At 64.0% G+C, this 15,641-nt stretch carries 13 protein-coding genes; 7 read left to right on the forward strand and 6 right to left on the reverse strand.

The features are described from left to right. Window positions 1–40: 40 nt before the first annotated feature. The 4 genes from AWB83_RS22170 to purN all read right to left on the reverse strand — a co-directional run bounded on the left by AWB83_RS22170 (window position 41) and on the right by purN (window position 4,803). Complete coding sequence (locus AWB83_RS22170) at window positions 41–1,237, reverse strand: DesA family fatty acid desaturase (RefSeq protein WP_087047768.1); 1,197 nt, start codon at window positions 1,235–1,237, stop codon at window positions 41–43. Window positions 1,238–1,480: 243 nt separating this feature from the next. Beyond that, complete coding sequence (locus tag AWB83_RS22175; RefSeq protein WP_087047769.1) at window positions 1,481–2,845, reverse strand: mechanosensitive ion channel family protein; 1,365 nt, start codon at window positions 2,843–2,845, stop codon at window positions 1,481–1,483. A 12-nt stretch (window positions 2,846–2,857) separates the two neighbouring features. Continuing rightward, a complete protein-coding gene (locus tag AWB83_RS22180) occupies window positions 2,858–4,156 on the reverse strand; it encodes an RsmB/NOP family class I SAM-dependent RNA methyltransferase (protein WP_087047770.1) in 1,299 nt (432 codons plus the stop codon). After that, complete coding sequence (purN, locus tag AWB83_RS22185; RefSeq protein ID WP_087047771.1) at window positions 4,153–4,803, reverse strand: phosphoribosylglycinamide formyltransferase; 651 nt, start codon at window positions 4,801–4,803, stop codon at window positions 4,153–4,155. The genes AWB83_RS22180 and purN overlap by 4 nt, the downstream gene beginning before the upstream one ends. Before the next feature lie 161 nt (window positions 4,804–4,964). Between purN and AWB83_RS22195 the strand changes: the two genes are divergently transcribed. From AWB83_RS22195 to dut, 6 genes are all read left to right on the forward strand, one after another. After that, entirely contained in the window at window positions 4,965–5,960 is a 996-nt protein-coding gene (locus tag AWB83_RS22195; RefSeq protein ID WP_087047772.1) for a bifunctional riboflavin kinase/FAD synthetase, read from the forward strand. Window positions 5,961–6,051: 91 nt separating this feature from the next. Next, entirely contained in the window at window positions 6,052–8,883 is a 2,832-nt protein-coding gene (gene ileS, locus AWB83_RS22200) for an isoleucine--tRNA ligase (protein WP_087047773.1), read from the forward strand. Then, window positions 8,883–9,386, forward strand: a complete 504-nt coding sequence (gene lspA / locus AWB83_RS22205; protein WP_087047774.1) for a signal peptidase II — start codon at window positions 8,883–8,885, stop codon at window positions 9,384–9,386. The genes ileS and lspA overlap by 1 nt, the downstream gene beginning before the upstream one ends. A gap of 57 nt (window positions 9,387–9,443) precedes the next feature. After that, on the forward strand, window positions 9,444–10,664 hold the full coding sequence (gene coaBC, locus AWB83_RS22210; RefSeq protein WP_087047775.1) for a bifunctional phosphopantothenoylcysteine decarboxylase/phosphopantothenate--cysteine ligase CoaBC: 1,221 nt from the start codon (window positions 9,444–9,446) through the stop codon (window positions 10,662–10,664). Further along, entirely contained in the window at window positions 10,661–11,662 is a 1,002-nt protein-coding gene (locus AWB83_RS22215) for an LLM class flavin-dependent oxidoreductase (RefSeq protein ID WP_087047776.1), read from the forward strand. The genes coaBC and AWB83_RS22215 overlap by 4 nt, the downstream gene beginning before the upstream one ends. Before the next feature lie 11 nt (window positions 11,663–11,673). After that, window positions 11,674–12,120, forward strand: a complete 447-nt coding sequence (gene dut / locus AWB83_RS22220) for a dUTP diphosphatase (RefSeq protein ID WP_087047777.1) — start codon at window positions 11,674–11,676, stop codon at window positions 12,118–12,120. Window positions 12,121–12,193: 73 nt separating this feature from the next. On the opposite strand, the gene clpA is transcribed toward dut, so the two are convergent. Both clpA and clpS read right to left on the reverse strand, forming a co-directional pair. After that, window positions 12,194–14,497: an ATP-dependent Clp protease ATP-binding subunit ClpA gene (clpA, locus tag AWB83_RS22225; RefSeq protein ID WP_087047778.1), complete on the reverse strand. Its 2,304-nt coding sequence runs from the start codon at window positions 14,495–14,497 to the stop codon at window positions 12,194–12,196. Further along, complete coding sequence (clpS, locus tag AWB83_RS22230) at window positions 14,494–14,808, reverse strand: ATP-dependent Clp protease adapter ClpS (RefSeq protein WP_040051721.1); 315 nt, start codon at window positions 14,806–14,808, stop codon at window positions 14,494–14,496. The genes clpA and clpS overlap by 4 nt, the downstream gene beginning before the upstream one ends. 522 nt (window positions 14,809–15,330) lie before the next feature. Here clpS and cspD point away from each other — a divergent pair. Beyond that, complete coding sequence (gene cspD, locus AWB83_RS22235; RefSeq protein ID WP_008351201.1) at window positions 15,331–15,537, forward strand: cold shock domain-containing protein CspD; 207 nt, start codon at window positions 15,331–15,333, stop codon at window positions 15,535–15,537. Window positions 15,538–15,641 lie beyond the last annotated feature (104 nt).

Below are 15,641 nucleotides of genomic sequence, written 5' to 3' on the forward strand. Positions count from 1 at the left end.
GGGTCTTGTGACGTTCTTAAATTTTAACGGATATCGCGCGTCAGGCGTAGCGGCGCAGGCGCAACGCGAAATCCTGCAGAGCCTTGATGCCGCTTTCCTCCGCCCGACGGCACCAGTCCTGCAATTGCGTGACCAGTTGCTCGCGCGACGCATTGGAGCGGTCCCAGATCGCCGAGAGATCCTTGCGCAGTTCGATGAAGGTGCGCAGCCGCTGGTTGTCGGAGGTCAGTTCCGGCAGTTGCTTGAGCTGCGGCTCGTTCAGGCCGTCCTCTTCCTTGTGGAACCACTTGCGCGCGCCGCGCATCAGCTGATACTTCTCGCGCGCGCCGGCTTCCTTCAGCTTCGCCAGCTCCTGCGCGTAGGCGCGCTTGAGCGCCTTGCCGTAGCGCGCCATCACTTCGTAGCGGTTGGACAACACCGCCTGCAGCGTGTCCTGATCGACGACCGCCTTGCTTGCGGCGAGCTTCGGCGTCGGCGCGACCTTCTTCACCTTCGCGAGACGGAACGCCGACATGATCCGGATGTACATCCAGCCGATGTCGAACTCGTACCACTTGCTCGACAGCTTCGCGGAAGTCGCGAACGTGTGATGGTTGTTGTGCAGTTCCTCGCCGCCGATCAGGATGCCGAGCGGGAAGATGTTCGTGGACGCATCCGACGAGTTGAAGTTGCGATAACCCCAGAAATGCGCGAGGCCGTTGACGACGCCCGCCGCCCAGAACGGAATCCAGATCATCTGCACGGCCCACACCGACAGACCGACGATGCCGAACAGCGCGACGTCGATCACCATCATCACGCTGATGCCGAGGATCGGATAACGCGTGTAGACATTGCGCTCGATCCAGTCGTTTGGCGTGCCGTGGCTGAACTTGCGCATCGTTTCTTCGTTCTTCGCTTCGGCGCGATAGAGTTCGGCGCCTTCGAGCAGCACCTTCCAGATGCCGCGCGTCTGCGGGCTGTGCGGATCTTCTTCGGTCTCGCACTTGGCGTGGTGCTTGCGGTGGATCGCCGCCCACTGGCCCGTCAGCATGCCGGTGGTCATCCAGAGCCAGAAACGGAAGAAGTGACTTGCGACCGGATGCAGGTCCAGCGCGCGGTGCGCTTGGCACCGGTGCAGGTAAATCGTGACGCCGGCGATGGTGACGTGCGTCATCGCGAGCGTGAACAGCAGAATCTGCCACCAGGAAAAGTCCAGCAATCCGTTGGCGAGAAATTCGAGGGAAGAATTCAGCAAGGCGGGTTACCTATGTAGCTGTGAAATTCGGAAAAAATGGCCGGTCAAACTGACTTCAGGCAGCCTGTTGGGCACGTGAAAGGAACGTGCGCAGGTTCGATCGCATTCTACTGCATGCGTTCCAAGTCTTTGTCCTAAAGGTGAAATTTTTTGATTCTTACCAAAACGAGAAAAAACTCACGCCCCGAATTGGTGTTGATTCCGACCCAAATCGTAAGATGGAGCCTGTCGGCCAGCCAGCCTTCAGGCTGCCGGCGCGGCGCCTTCTGCGCGATTTTCGGCATTTGATGCCGAATCGCCGCCCGCGCGCGTTACGCCATCGATAATTCTGATCTCGCGCTGGGCGTACGGGATTTCGATACCGTTCTCGGAGAATAACCGCCAGACCGCGCGGTTCACCTGCGACCGTACGCCGCCCGTGCCCTTCGCGGCCTCGTCGATCCAGAAGCTCAACTCCAGATTGATGCCGTCCGCGCCAAAACTGGCAAGCAGCGCGGCGGGCGCGGGGTCCTGCAACACGCGCTCGATGCCCTGCGTCGCGTCGACGAGCAGTTGCATCGCGCGCTCGATGTCGCAGCGGTAGCTCACCTGCACCGCGATCTTCGCGTTGCCGCGCGTCAGGTATGACGAATGGTTCTGCACCACATCGGTGATCAGCTTCTCGTTCGGAATCAGTGTTTCGATGCCGTCGAGTCCGCGCACGACGGTGTAGCGCGTGCGGATCTGCGTGACGGTGCCCTGGCTGCCGCTCACGCTGATCATGTCTCCTAGCCGCAAGGAACGGTCCAGCAGGATGATGAAGCCCGACACATAGTTGCTCGCGATCTTCTGCAAGCCGAAACCGAGCCCAACGCCGAGCGCGCCGCCGAACACGCCGAGCACCGTGATGTCGATGCCGACGATCGACAGGCTCACCAGAAGCGCGGCAAGAATCATCGACGCGCGCCCGACGCGCGCGAGCACGACCTTGAGATTCGCGTCCAGCGAGCGGGCGCGCGTCAGGCGGTCGTCGAGCAGCGCGCCCGCCCACATCGCGACGATCAGCGTGATGCACACCCACAGCACGCCCGAGGCGAGCGAGAGCAGCGTCATGTGCGCGTTGGCGAAGTTGAAGCGCACGCTCGCCATCCAGTGCACGACGTCGTCCTGGATGCCCATGACCGTGAGCACCATGGCGATCCAGACGATCACCGTCACCAGCTTCTCGAAGAGATAAAGCAGCGCGTTCGCCTCGTGCTCCGCCTCGCCGCGGCTGAACACGCGCCGCGCGACGTAGAACATCGTGTAGATGACCGTGATGCCGCACAGCGGCACGAGCGCGAGGCGCAGGAACGCGGTGTGGATGAACGGCGCGAGCACCACCTGCGCGATCGACACGAACACGGTGCCGAGCAGCGGAAAGAGCGCCTTGTTGAGACTTTCCGCGCCGAAGCGCACCGCTTCGAAGCGCGACTGGCGGCGCGCATCGAGCCTCTTGCGCAGCAGGCGCGCGCACCACCAGGCCACCGTGAGCAGGCCGAGCAGCACCGCGACCTGCCAGATCACTTCCGGCTCGCCGAAGTCGCGGAAGAGCCGCGCGGAGAGTTCGCTCAGGAAGCGGTTCTGCATGCTCGCGCTGGCTTACGCGGTTTCGTCGGCCGGCTTCGGCGCTTTCGAAGCCTCGGGCACGCGCTCGAGCACCGCCGCGAAGAAGCCGTCGGTGCCGTGCTTGTGCGGCCACAGCGACAGATACTCGCCCGTGTCCAGGTCGATGCGCTGTTCCGCCAGCACGTCGCGCGCGGGCACGACGCGGAAGTTCGGATGCGTCTCCAGGAACTGCGTGACGACGCCTTCGTTTTCCGCTTCGAGCATGGAGCACGTCGCGTAGACGAGCCGCCCGCCGGTCTTCACCAGCCGCGCCGCGCTCGTGAGGATCGACAGTTGCTTGGGCGTCAGTTCCGCGACCGTCGCGGGCGACTGACGCCACTTGAGATCCGGATTGCGGCGCAGCGTGCCGAGGCCGGAGCACGGCGCATCGACGAGCACGCGGTCGATCTTGCCCGCGAGACGCTTGATCTTGGCGTCGTGCTCGCTGTCGATCAGCACCGGATTCACGTTCGACAGGCCGCTTCTCGCGAGCCGCGGCTTCAGCTTCGCGAGACGCCGGTCGGACACGTCGAACGCGTAGAGACGGCCGGTCGAGCGCATCATCGCGCCGAGGGCGAGTGTCTTGCCGCCCGCGCCGGCGCAAAAGTCGACGATCATCTCGCCGCGGCGCGGCGCCATCAGCGAGCAGAGCAACTGGCTGCCTTCGTCCTGCACTTCGATCCAGCCTTCCTGGAACGGAGCGAGGCGCGTCAGCGCGGGCTTGCCGTCGACGCGGACGCCGAACGGCGCGTAAGGCATCTCGCCCGCGTCGATGCCGGCGTCGGTCAGCGCCTTCAGTACGACCTCGCGGCTCGCCTTCAGCGGATTCGAGCGCAGATCGAGCGGGGCCGGGTAGTTCAGCGCGGCGGCGAGCTGCGCGAGCTCCTCGGGCGCGAAGCGCTTGCCGAGTGCGTCGTAGATCCATTGCGGCAGGTTCGTGCGCACGCGCACCGGCAGGCTCGCGGGATCGATTTTCGAAACCTGCGCAAGCCATTGATGCTCATCAGCCGAAACGAAGGGCTTCAAGGCGCTCAGACCCGCGGTCTGCATCAGTCCGAGCAGCGCCAGACGCCGCGCCTGGCTGCCGCTGCCGCTCTCCGCAAGGTGCGAAAACTCCATTTTCCGGCGCAGCACGGCGAACACCGCTTCCGCGATCACGCCGCGCTCGCCGTGGCCGAGCTTCGGATGCGCGCGGAAGAAGCGGCTCGTCGCGGCATCCGCGGGGCCGGAGAAGCGCAGCACGTCAGCGAGCAGCGTTTCGGTCTGTCCGATCAGAAATCCATGCAGCCTCATGCGCCCTCCCCGGCAATGTCGGCAAAGAGCCATTGCGGCTCAGACGGCGTGAGAGCGACGCGTTCGCCCTCGATAGAAAGACGCCCTTCCACGAACCAGCGCACCGCGCGCGGATAAATGACGTGCTCGACCTTCAGCACGCGCGCGGCGAGCGCGGCGGCATCGTCGCCGGCGATGACCGGTACCGCGCCCTGCACGACGATCGGCCCGTGATCGAGCGTCGGCGTGACGAAATGCACGCTCGCGCCGTGCACGCGCACGCCGGCGTCGAGCGCCTGCTGATGCGTGCGCAGGCCCGGAAAACACGGCAGGAGCGACGGATGGACGTTGAGCATGCGCCCCGCGTATTTCCCGACGAAGGCGTCGGTCAACACGCGCATGAAGCCCGCCAGTACGACGAGATCGGGCGAGAAGCGGTCGATTTCGCTCGCGAGCGCCGCGTCGAACGACTCGCGGCTCTCGAACCGGCGATGATCCACCACCACGGTTTCGATGCCGTTCGCGGCCGCGAAGCCAAGCCCGGCGGCATCCGGCCGGTTTGCAATGACGGCCCGGACTCGGGCTGGCCAGCCGTCGCGCGCGCACGCGCGCACGACGGCCTCCATGTTGCTCCCGCGTCCGGAGATCAGAATGACGATTTTTTTCATCCGCGGATTTTATCATTCGGCGAGTGCGAAAATCGTGCCAAAAGGGATCAGTCGGGCGTCACGGCGGACGTCGCCCGGCCGCGCGCGCCCGTCGATCCGTGCGAGCGTTTATAATCTAACGCTTTGCAGCATCAGCCCTCTCCCACCGACCAACGCCTATTGTGAGAGTCTTTCGCGGCCTCCCCAATGCCGAAAGCCGGGCGCCCTGCGCACTGACCATCGGCAACTTCGACGGTGTCCATCGCGGCCACCAGGCGCTGCTCGCGCACGTGCGGGCAGCCGCGGACGCGCGCGGCCTGCCGGTCTGCGTGATGACCTTCGAGCCGCATCCGCGCGAGTTCTTCAATCCGGCCGGCGCGCCGCCGCGCATCGCGATGCTGCGCGACAAGCTCGAAGCGCTGCGCACGAACGGCGTCGACCGCGTGGTGGTCGAGCATTTCAACCAGACGTTCGCGAGCCAGTCGCCGGACACGTTCGTGAAGAACATCATCGTGAACGGGCTGCACGCGCGCTGGGTCATGATCGGCGACGACTTCCGCTACGGCGCCAAGCGCGCGGGCGATTTCGAATCGCTCAAGGCGGCGGGCGAGCAATACGGCTTCGAAGTCGAGCAGATGGCGACCGTCGCGCATCCAAACGGCGCGCGCATTTCGTCGTCGTCGGTGCGGGCGTCGCTCGTCGCGGGCGACCTCGAAGCCGCGCAAGTCGCGCTCGGACGGCCGTACATCATCAGCGGGCACGTCGTGCACGGCGCGAAGCTCGGCCGTGATCTGGGCTTTCCCACATTGAATCTGCCGATCGCGCACAAGCGGCCGGCGCTCGCGGGCATCTTCGTCGTGCGCGTGCACGGTCTCGCGGACGAGCCGCTGCCCGCCGTCGCGAGCGTTGGGCTGCGCCCGACCGTCGACGATTCCGGCCGCGTGCTGCTCGAGGTCTTCGTGCTCGACTGGCATGGCGACGCCTACGGCAAGCTCGTGCGCGTCGAATTCCTGAAGAAGCTGCGCGACGAGGAGAAATTCGTCGACCTCGAAACGCTGACTGCCGCCATCGCGAAGGACGTCGACAACGCACGCGCGTATTTCGGCCTGCCGCCCGCGAGCAACGCCGGCAGCCGCGCCACGGGCTTCGCCATTTCGGCTACCGATCGAATTAGGTGAGCGCGCGGTGCATCTGCATCGCCCGCTGCCCCGCCCTCGAATCACCGCGCGCCAAGCCAAGCGCCGTCTCACCGAATTCACTGAGTCACCCATGAGCGACAAGAAAGAGAAAGCCTCCTCGAAATATCCCGTCAACCTGCTCGACACGCCCTTCCCGATGCGCGGCGACTTGCCCAAGCGCGAGCCCGCGTGGGTCAAGGAATGGCAGGACAACAAGGTCTACGAGAAGATCCGCGCCGCATCGAAAGGCCGCAAGAAATTCATCCTGCACGACGGCCCGCCGTACGCGAACGGCGACATCCACCTCGGTCACGCCGTCAACAAGATCCTGAAGGACATGATCGTCAAGGCGCGCAATCTCGCGGGCTTCGACGCCGTGTACGTGCCGGGCTGGGACTGCCACGGCATGCCGATCGAGATCCAGATCGAAAAGCAGTTCGGCAAGTCGCTGCCCGCCGCGGAAGTGATGCAGAAGGCGCGCGCGTATGCCGGCGAGCAGATCGAGAAACAGAAGGCCGGTTTCCGGCGTCTCGGCGTGCTCGGCGACTGGGACAACCCGTACAAGACGATGAACTTCGCCAACGAGGCGGGCGAAATCCGCGCGCTGGCGAAGATCATGGAGAAGGGCTTCGTGTTCCGCGGCCTCAAGCCGGTGAACTGGTGCTTCGACTGCGGCTCGGCGCTCGCGGAAGCGGAAGTCGAGTACAAGGACAAGACCGACCCGACCATCGACGTGATGTTCGGCTTCGCCGAGCCGGAGAAGACCGCGCAGGCGTTCGGCCTGCACGCGCTGCCGAGGACGGAAGGCGGCATCGTCATCTGGACCACGACGCCCTGGACCATTCCCGCCAACCAGGCGCTGAACGTGCATCCGGAGATCGTCTACGCGCTCGTCGATACGACGCGCGGTTTGCTGATCCTCGCGCAGGAGCGCGTCGAGGCGTGCCTGCAGAGCTACGGCCTCCCAGGCGAAGTCATCGCGACCGCGACCGGCGAGAAGCTCGCCAACCTGCGCTTCCATCATCCGCTGGCCGCGGCGCACCCGGGCTACAAGCGCACGGCACCCGTCTATCTCGGCGACTATGTGACGACCGAGAGCGGCACGGGCATCGTGCACTCGTCGCCGGCATACGGCGTGGAAGACTTCGTGTCGTGCAAGGCGCACGGCATGGTGGATTCGGACATCATCAATCCGGTGATGGGCGACGGCCGTTACATCGAATCGCTGCCGCTCTTCGGCGGGCTCTCGATCTGGAAGGCGAATCCGCAGATCGTCGAGGCGCTCGAGGGCACAGGCTCGCTCCTGAAGAGCGAAAAGTACACGCACAGCTACATGCACTGCTGGCGCCACAAGACGCCGATCATCTATCGCGCGACGTCGCAATGGTTCGCGGGCATGGACGTTCAGCCTGCGGACGGCGGCCGCACGCTGCGCGAGATCGCGCTCGAAGGCGTCGAGAACACGGCGTTCTATCCGTCGTGGGGCAAGCAGCGTCTTTACAGCATGATCGCGAATCGCCCGGACTGGACGCTCTCGCGTCAGCGCCAGTGGGGCGTGCCGATGGCGTTTTTCGTGCACAAGGAAACCGGCGAGCTGCATCCGCGCACGCTGGAGCTGCTGGAGGAAGTGGCGCAGCGCGTCGAGAAAGGCGGCATCGAGACGTGGCAATCGCTCGATCCGCGCGAGCTGATCGGCGACGACGCCAACATGTACGAAAAGAACCGCGACACGCTCGACGTCTGGTTCGACTCCGGCACGACGCACTGGCACGTGCTGCGCGGCTCGCACAAGGATTCGCTGCAGTTCCCGGCCGATCTGTATCTCGAAGGCTCGGACCAGCATCGCGGCTGGTTCCATTCGTCGCTGCTCACGGCTTCGATGCTCGACGGCCGTCCGCCCTACGACGCGCTGCTCACGCACGGCTTCACCGTTGATGGCGAAGGCCGCAAGATGTCGAAGTCGCTCGGCAACGGCATCGATCCGCATGAGGTGTCGAACCGGCTCGGCGCGGAAATCATCCGCTTGTGGATCGCGTCGACCGATTATTCCGGCGAGCTCGCCATCTCGGAAGAAATTCTCAAGCGCGTGACGGAGACGTATCGCCGGATCCGCAATACGCTGCGCTTCCTGCTCGCCAACCTGTCGGACTTCGACTTCCAGAAGAATGCGCTGCCGGTTGAAGACTGGCTCGAGATCGATCGCTACGCCGTCGCGCTCACGCGCAATCTGCAGGACGATGCGCTCGCGCACTACCACAAGTACGAGTTCCATCCGGTCGTCGCGAAGATCGCGACATTCTGCTCGGAAGACCTCGGCGGCTTCTATCTCGACGTGCTGAAGGACCGTCTCTACACGACCAAGGCCGATTCGCGCGAACGCCGCAGCGCACAGACCGCGCTGTTCCATATCGCGCACGGCCTGCTGCGTCTCGTCGCGCCGTATCTGTCGTTCACGGCGGAAGAAGCCTACAAGGTGCTCAAGCCCGGTCAGGACACGATCTTCACGGAAGTCTTCGCGACGTATCCGGAGATCGCAAACGGCGGCGAGTTGCTCGACAAGTGGACTTTGATCCGCAACGCGCGCGGCGACGTCACGAAGGCTCTGGAAGAAGCGCGCACGGCGAACCAGATCGGCTCGTCGCTGCAAGCCGAAGTGGTGGTTCGCGCGAGCGGCGCGCGTTACGACGCGTTGTCGAGCCTCGGCGATGCGTTGCGCTTCGTGCTGATCACGTCATCCGCGAAGGTCGAGAAAGTGGCGAGCGAGGCGGAAGAAGGCGTCGACGTCACGGCATCCGGCTACATGAAGTGCGAGCGCTGCTGGCACTACTGCGCCGACGTCGGCTCGCACGCGGATCATCCGGGTCTGTGCGGCCGCTGCTTCTCCAACCTGTTCGGCGCCGGTGAAACGCGAGGCGCAGCATAATGGCAAGGACGATGGCGAAACAAACTTCGAGTGGATCGCTCGCGCCGTGGCTCGGCGTCGCGCTGATCGTGATCCTGTTCGACCAGTTGACGAAGATCGCGGTGCAGAAGGTATTCGCCTACGGCGAGCCGCACGTGCTCACGCCCTTCTTCAACCTGCTGCTCGTCTACAACCGCGGCGCGGCGTTCAGCTTCCTTGCCGCGGCAGGCGGCTGGCAGCGCTGGGCGTTCACGGCGCTGGGCGTCGTCGCGGCAGTGGTGATCTGCTATCTGCTCAAGAAGCATTCGGCGCAACGGCTGTTCTGCACGGCGCTCGCGCTCATCATGGGCGGCGCGATCGGCAATGTGATCGACCGGCTCGCGTATGGACACGTCATCGACTTCCTGGACTTTCACGTGAACGCGTGGCATTGGCCGGCGTTCAATCTCGCCGATAGCGCGATCACCGTCGGCGCGGTGCTGCTGGTGTTCGACGAATTGCGGCGCGTGCGCGGTTCGCGGTGACGTTCCCGGCGCGGCTTCATTCACGAAGCCGCGCATCACACTCCGGACGGAGGCAAGTTGGAATCTTCGGAACTCGCAGGCAAGCACCTGGTTTTGGGGCTGACGGGCGGCATCGCCTGCTACAAGATCGCCGAGCTCACGCGTCTTCTGATCAAGGCCGGCGCAACCGTGCAGATCGTGATGACCGAAGCGGCCACGCAGTTCATCACGCCCGTCACGATGCAGGCGCTCTCGGGCCGCCCCGTCTACACGTCGCAATGGGATGCGCGCATGCCGAACAACATGCCGCACATCGACCTCTCGCGCGAAGCCGATGCGATCGTCATCGCGCCCGCCTCCACCGACTTCCTCGCCAAGCTCGCGCACGGCACGTGCGACGACCTGCTCTCGACGCTCTGCATCGCGCGCGATTGTCCGCTGCTCGTCGTGCCCGCGATGAATCGCCAGATGTGGCAGAACCCGGCGACCCAGCGCAACGTCGCGCAGATTCGCGCGGACGGCGTCGAAGTGCTCGGGCCGGATTCGGGATCGCAGGCATGCGGCGAAGTCGGCGACGGGCGCATGATCGAGCCGGAAGCGGCCTTCGAGGCGATCTGCGCCTTCTTCCAGCCGAAGATTTTGCGCGGCCAGCGCGTGCTGATCACGGCGGGTCCGACCTTCGAGCCGCTCGATCCGGTGCGCGGCATCACCAACCGCTCGTCGGGCAAGATGGGTTTCGCACTCGCGCGCGCGGCGGCACAGGCTGGCGCGGACGTGCATCTCGTCGCGGGCCCCGTCTCGTTGCCGACGCCGTGGGGCGTCTTTCGCGAAGACGTGCAGACCGCACAGCAGATGCACGACGCGGTCATGCAGGGGACGCCCGATGCGGACATCTTCATCGCGGTGGCGGCGGTCGCCGACTGGCGCGTCGATCACGTCAGCGAGCAGAAGATCAAGAAGGTGAGCGGCGGCGCGCTGCCCACGTTCAGCTTCGTCGAAAACCCGGACATTCTCGCCACGGTGGCCAAGCTGCCGAATCCGCCCTTCTGCGTCGGGTTCGCGGCCGAAAGCGGCGATCTCGACGTGCACGGCGAAGAGAAGCGCAAGCGCAAGAACGTGCCGCTTCTCATCGGCAATCTCGGCCCGCTCACGTTCGGCCGCGACGACAACGAAGTCGTGCTGTTCGAAGAAAGCGGCACGACGCCGCTGCCGCGCGCCGACAAGCAGCAGCTCGCCCGCACGCTGATCGCCGAAATCGCGAAGCGCGCGCCGAAGACCGGTGGCCCGCTGCTCTCATGACCCGGCTCTCCGTTCTCGACCAGACGCCCGTCATCCAGGGTCACACGGCCGCCGACGCGATCGCCGCGACGCTCGATCTCGCGCAACTCGCCGACGATCTCGACTACACGCGCTACTGGTGCGCCGAGCATCACGGGCTGTACGGCGTGTCGAATCCGTGTCCGGAAGTGATGCTCGCGCGCATCGGCAGTCTCACGAAGCGCATTCGCATCGGCTCCGGCGGCGTGATGCTGCCGTACTACAGCGCGTTCAAGGTCGCCGAGCAGTTCCTGATGCTCGAAGCGCTGTTTCCGAACCGCGTCGATCTGGGCGTCGGACGCGCGCCCGGCGGCGACATGCGCACGGCGCAGGCGGTCGCGGCAGGTTCGTACAATCGCGGCGACATCTTCCCGCAGCAGGTCGCGGAGCTCATCGCGCTCTTCGACGGCGAGATCCCCGACGATTCGCTCGCCAAAGGGGTGCTGCTGCAGCCGCAGATCGACACGCGCCCCGAACTGTGGATGCTCGGCTCCAGCGATTTCGGCGGCCTGCTCGCCGCGCAACTCGGCATCCGCTTTGCGTTCGCGCATTTCATCAACGCGCAATACGGGCATCGCGTGGCGGAGGCGTATCGCGAGCGATTCGTCGCGGGTCACGAAGCGAACCCATATCTCGCGGCGGCGGTGTTCGTCATCTGCGCCGACACGGATGAAGAAGCGCAAGCGCTCGAAAAAGCCGTCGACTTGCGCCGCGTGCAGATGGCCTACGGCCTCAACCAGCCGATTCCGTCGATCGCACAAGGCGCCGCGCAGCAATACGGCGAGCGCGAACTCGCGGTGATCGGGCACGAGAAGGCGCGCAGCATCATCGGCACGCCGGAACGCGTCACCGAGAAGCTGCACGCGCTCCAGGAACGATTCAACGCCGACGAACTGATCGTGCTGACGGTCGCCGGCAGCTACGCCGCGCGCACGCGGTCCTATCAACTCCTGGCCGAAGCATTCGAGCTCGGCCGCTGAAGCCTGATTTCATGAAACTCGACGTCAAGATCCTCGACGCGCGCATGCGCGACTTCATACCCGCCTACGCCACGCCCGGCAGCGCGGGCCTCGACCTGCGCGCCTGCCTGGATGAGCCGCTCGTCATCGAGCCGCATCAAACGGTGCTCGTGCCGACCGGCCTCGCCATTCATCTCGCCGATCCAGGCTATGCCGCGCTGATCCTCCCGCGCTCGGGCCTTGGCCACAAGCACGGCATCGTGCTCGGCAATCTCGTCGGCCTGATCGATTCGGATTACCAGGGCCAGCTGATGGTCTCGACGTGGAATCGCGGCGACACGGCCTTCACGCTCAATCCGATGGAGCGTCTCGCGCAGATGGTGATCGTGCCGGTCGTGCAGGCCGAGTTCAATATCGTCGACGACTTCGAAGCGAGCGAGCGCGGCGCGGGCGGGTTCGGCAGCACGGGCAAGCACTGAGTCCCGTTGCCACGCGGGCGAAAAAAAACGGCGCGATCGATATCGCGCCGTTTTGCTTTTGAGGCTCGAAAAATCAGTCGACCTCGATTGCTTCCGGATTCGGATTGCGCGGCGGAGTCGAATTCTCGTCGAAGGTGATCTGCACCTTGTCGTCCGCATCGGCGTCTACGGTCACACGGCCACCGTTGACCAGCTTGCCGAACAGTAGCTCGTCGGCCAGCGCACGACGGATCGTGTCCTGGATCAGACGCTGCATCGGACGCGCGCCCATCAGCGGATCGAAACCGTGCTTCGCCAAGTGCTTGCGCAGCGCATCGGTGAAGATCGCATCGACCTTCTTCTCGTGCAGTTGATCTTCCAGCTGCATGAGGAACTTGTCGACCACGCGCAGGATGATTTCCTCGTCCAGCGAGCGGAAGCTGATGATCGCATCCAGACGGTTGCGGAACTCAGGCGTGAACATGCGCTTGATGTCGGCCATTTCGTCGCCCGACTCGCGGCGCGACGTGAAGCCGATCACTGCCTTGCCCATCGCCTCGGCGCCCGCGTTCGTCGTCATGATGATGATGACGTTGCGGAAATCCGCCTTGCGGCCGTTGTTGTCCGTCAGCGTGCCGTGGTCCATCACCTGCAGCAGCACGTTGTAGATGTCCGGGTGCGCCTTCTCGATTTCGTCGAGCAGCAGCACGCAGTGCGGCTTCTTCGTGACGGCCTCGGTCAGCAAGCCGCCCTGGTCGAACCCGACATAGCCCGGCGGCGCGCCGATCAGACGGCTCACCGCATGGCGCTCCATGTATTCCGACATGTCGAAGCGCAGCAGTTCGATGCCGAGCGTGAACGCCAACTGCTTCGCGACTTCGGTCTTGCCGACGCCGGTCGGGCCGGAGAATAGGAACGCGCCGATCGGCTTGTCCGTCTTGCCGAGACCCGCGCGCGCCATCTTGATCGATGCCGACAGCGCGTCGATCGCCGGATCCTGACCGAACACGACGGCCTTCAGATCGCGGTCGAGCGTCTGGAGCTTGCTGCGGTCGTCCTGCGACACGCTCTGCGGGGGCACGCGCGCGATCTTCGAGATGATCTCCTCGATCTCGCTCTTGCCGATGGTCTTCTTCTGCTTCGACTTCGGCAGGATGCGTTGCGCCGCGCCCGCTTCGTCGATCACGTCGATCGCCTTGTCCGGCAGATGACGGTCGGTGATGAAGCGCGCCGACAGTTCGGCCGCCGCCGACAGCGCACCCGACGAATACTTCACGCCGTGATGCTCTTCGAAGCGCGTCTTGAGACCGCGCAGGATCGCGACCGTCTGCTCGACGGACGGCTCGGTGACGTCGATCTTCTGGAAGCGCCGCGACAAGGCCGCGTCTTTCTCGAAGATGCCGCGATACTCGGTAAATGTCGTCGCGCCGATGCACTTCAGCTGCCCCGACGACAACGCGGGCTTGAGCAGGTTCGATGCGTCGAGCGTGCCGCCCGACGCGGCGCCCGCGCCGATCAGCGTGTGAATCTCGTCGATGAACAGAATGGCGTGCGGACGCTCCTTCAGTTCCTTGAGCACCGTCTTGAGACGCTGCTCGAAATCGCCGCGATACTTCGTGCCCGCGAGCAGCGCGCCCATGTCGAGCGAGTACACCTGCGCGTCGGCCAGGATGTCCGGCACTTCACCGCGCGTGATGCGCCACGCGAGGCCTTCGGCGATCGCGGTCTTGCCCACGCCGGCTTCGCCGACGAGCAGCGGATTGTTCTTGCGGCGGCGGCACAGCACCTGCACGACGCGCTCGACTTCCACCTCGCGGCCGATCAGCGGATCGATCTTGCCGTCCTTGGCGAGCTGGTTCAGGTTCTGGGTAAATTGTGCAAGCGGCGTTTCCTTCTGCGCGGAGGCGTCTTCCGATTCCGGATTCGTTTCGCTATTGGCCTTGGCCGCATCGCCACTGTTCGTCTTGGCGATGCCATGCGAAATGAAATTCACGACGTCCAGACGCGTCACGCCCTGCTGCTGCAGGTAGTACACCGCGTGCGAGTCCTTCTCGCCGAAGATCGCCACCAGCACGTTCGCGCCGGTCACTTCCTTCTTGCCGTTCGAGGTCGATTGCACATGCATGATCGCGCGCTGGATCACGCGTTGGAAACCCAGCGTCGGCTGTGTATCGACGTCGTCCGTGCCCGGCACGGTCGGCGTGTTGTCGTGAATGAAATTGCGCAGGTTCTGACGCAAATCTTCAATGTTGGCTGCGCAGGCGCGCAACACTTCAGCCGCGGTCGGATTGTCCAACAGGGCGAGCAGAAGGTGCTCGACCGTTATGAACTCATGCCGCGCCTGACGTGCTTCCATAAACGCCATGTGCAGACTGACTTCCAGTTCCTGGGCAATCATGCTTCCTCCATCACGCACTGCAGCGGGTGCCCCGCTTGCCGTGCATGGCTAACGACTTGCTCAACTTTGGTCGACGCAATATCTCGCGTGTAGACCCCACAAACTCCCCTGCCTTCGCGATGAACCTTCAGCATGATCTGCGTCGCAGTCTCACGATCCTTATTGAAGTATTCCTGCACGATCATCACGACGAATTCCATCGGCGTGAAGTCGTCATTCAGCAGCACCACCTTGTACATCGACGGCTTCTTGAGCTTCTGCTCCTGCCGCTCCAGTACCGTGCCATCCTGCTTGTTGGGATTGATCGCCATACACCCATTCTAAACAACAAGGACGTCCTCGCAATCGCCGCTCCAGCACCGGCCGCACGGCCGGAATGAAACGCTGAAAAAGCGCGCTCGCCCAGTACGATCCATCGAATCCTGCCGCGGCCCAACGGCTCGGCGCGGCCCGCTTGCACCTCGTCGAACCCAGTATCGCACAGCTTCAAAAAAAACAAACCGACCACCAGACGCCGGGTGCCGGCGATATCACACAAGTGAGTCGATTATGCGACTTTTCAAGATGACTTGCTTGGACGGCGCCGCACACGCAAAGCAGGAATTACCCTACAAATGCGGTCTTTGCAACGAGCTTAACGGCTATCCCAAAAATTCCTTGACACTCGATTTAAGAGATTTAACAATCAAACTGGCACTTTTTTCCGGGGGCCATTCCACGGACGAAAAATGGCCGAGGTGAGCTAGTGAGGAGGGGACGGGTTCACTTGTGGGGTGGCCGTCGATCTTTTCGAGCGTGCTCTGGGTTGGACGAGAGTTAGAGGGGAAGTACGAATGTCTACTGGTACGGTCAAATGGTTCAACGACGCGAAAGGCTACGGATTCATCACGCCCGATGAAGGCGGCGAGGATCTGTTTGCACATTTCTCGGCGATTCAAATGAACGGTTTCAAGACGCTCAAAGAAGGCCAGAAGGTCAGCTTCGAGATCGTCCAAGGACCGAAGGGCAAGCAAGCTTCGAACATCCAGGACGCTGCCTGACCGTTCGATCGAACTTAGCCTCGTGAAACCCGGCCTTCGCGTCGGGTTTTTTTGCGCCCGCCGTTTCGCCTTTGCACATATATGATGCAGCGGCGCACGATAAA

Source organism: Caballeronia ptereochthonis (assembly GCF_001545075.1).
GTDB lineage: Bacteria > Pseudomonadota > Gammaproteobacteria > Burkholderiales > Burkholderiaceae > Caballeronia > Caballeronia ptereochthonis.

Excerpts from the sequence above, each read along its gene's own strand:
- dut (WP_087047777.1), top strand. The coding sequence starts at position 11,674 with ATGAAACTCGACGTCAAGATCCTCGACGCGCGCATGCGCGACTTCATA.
- AWB83_RS22215 (WP_087047776.1), top strand. The coding sequence starts at position 10,661 with ATGACCCGGCTCTCCGTTCTCGACCAGACGCCCGTCATCCAGGGTCAC.
- AWB83_RS22180 (WP_087047770.1), bottom strand. The coding sequence starts at position 4,156 with ATGAGGCTGCATGGATTTCTGATCGGACAGACCGAAACGCTGCTCGCT.
- lspA (WP_087047774.1), top strand. The coding sequence starts at position 8,883 with ATGGCAAGGACGATGGCGAAACAAACTTCGAGTGGATCGCTCGCGCCG.
- purN (WP_087047771.1), bottom strand. The coding sequence starts at position 4,803 with ATGAAAAAAATCGTCATTCTGATCTCCGGACGCGGGAGCAACATGGAG.
- cspD (WP_008351201.1), top strand. The coding sequence starts at position 15,331 with ATGTCTACTGGTACGGTCAAATGGTTCAACGACGCGAAAGGCTACGGA.
- clpA (WP_087047778.1), bottom strand. The coding sequence starts at position 14,497 with ATGATTGCCCAGGAACTGGAAGTCAGTCTGCACATGGCGTTTATGGAA.
- clpS (WP_040051721.1), bottom strand. The coding sequence starts at position 14,808 with ATGGCGATCAATCCCAACAAGCAGGATGGCACGGTACTGGAGCGGCAG.
- AWB83_RS22175 (WP_087047769.1), bottom strand. The coding sequence starts at position 2,845 with ATGCAGAACCGCTTCCTGAGCGAACTCTCCGCGCGGCTCTTCCGCGAC.
- ileS (WP_087047773.1), top strand. The coding sequence starts at position 6,052 with ATGAGCGACAAGAAAGAGAAAGCCTCCTCGAAATATCCCGTCAACCTG.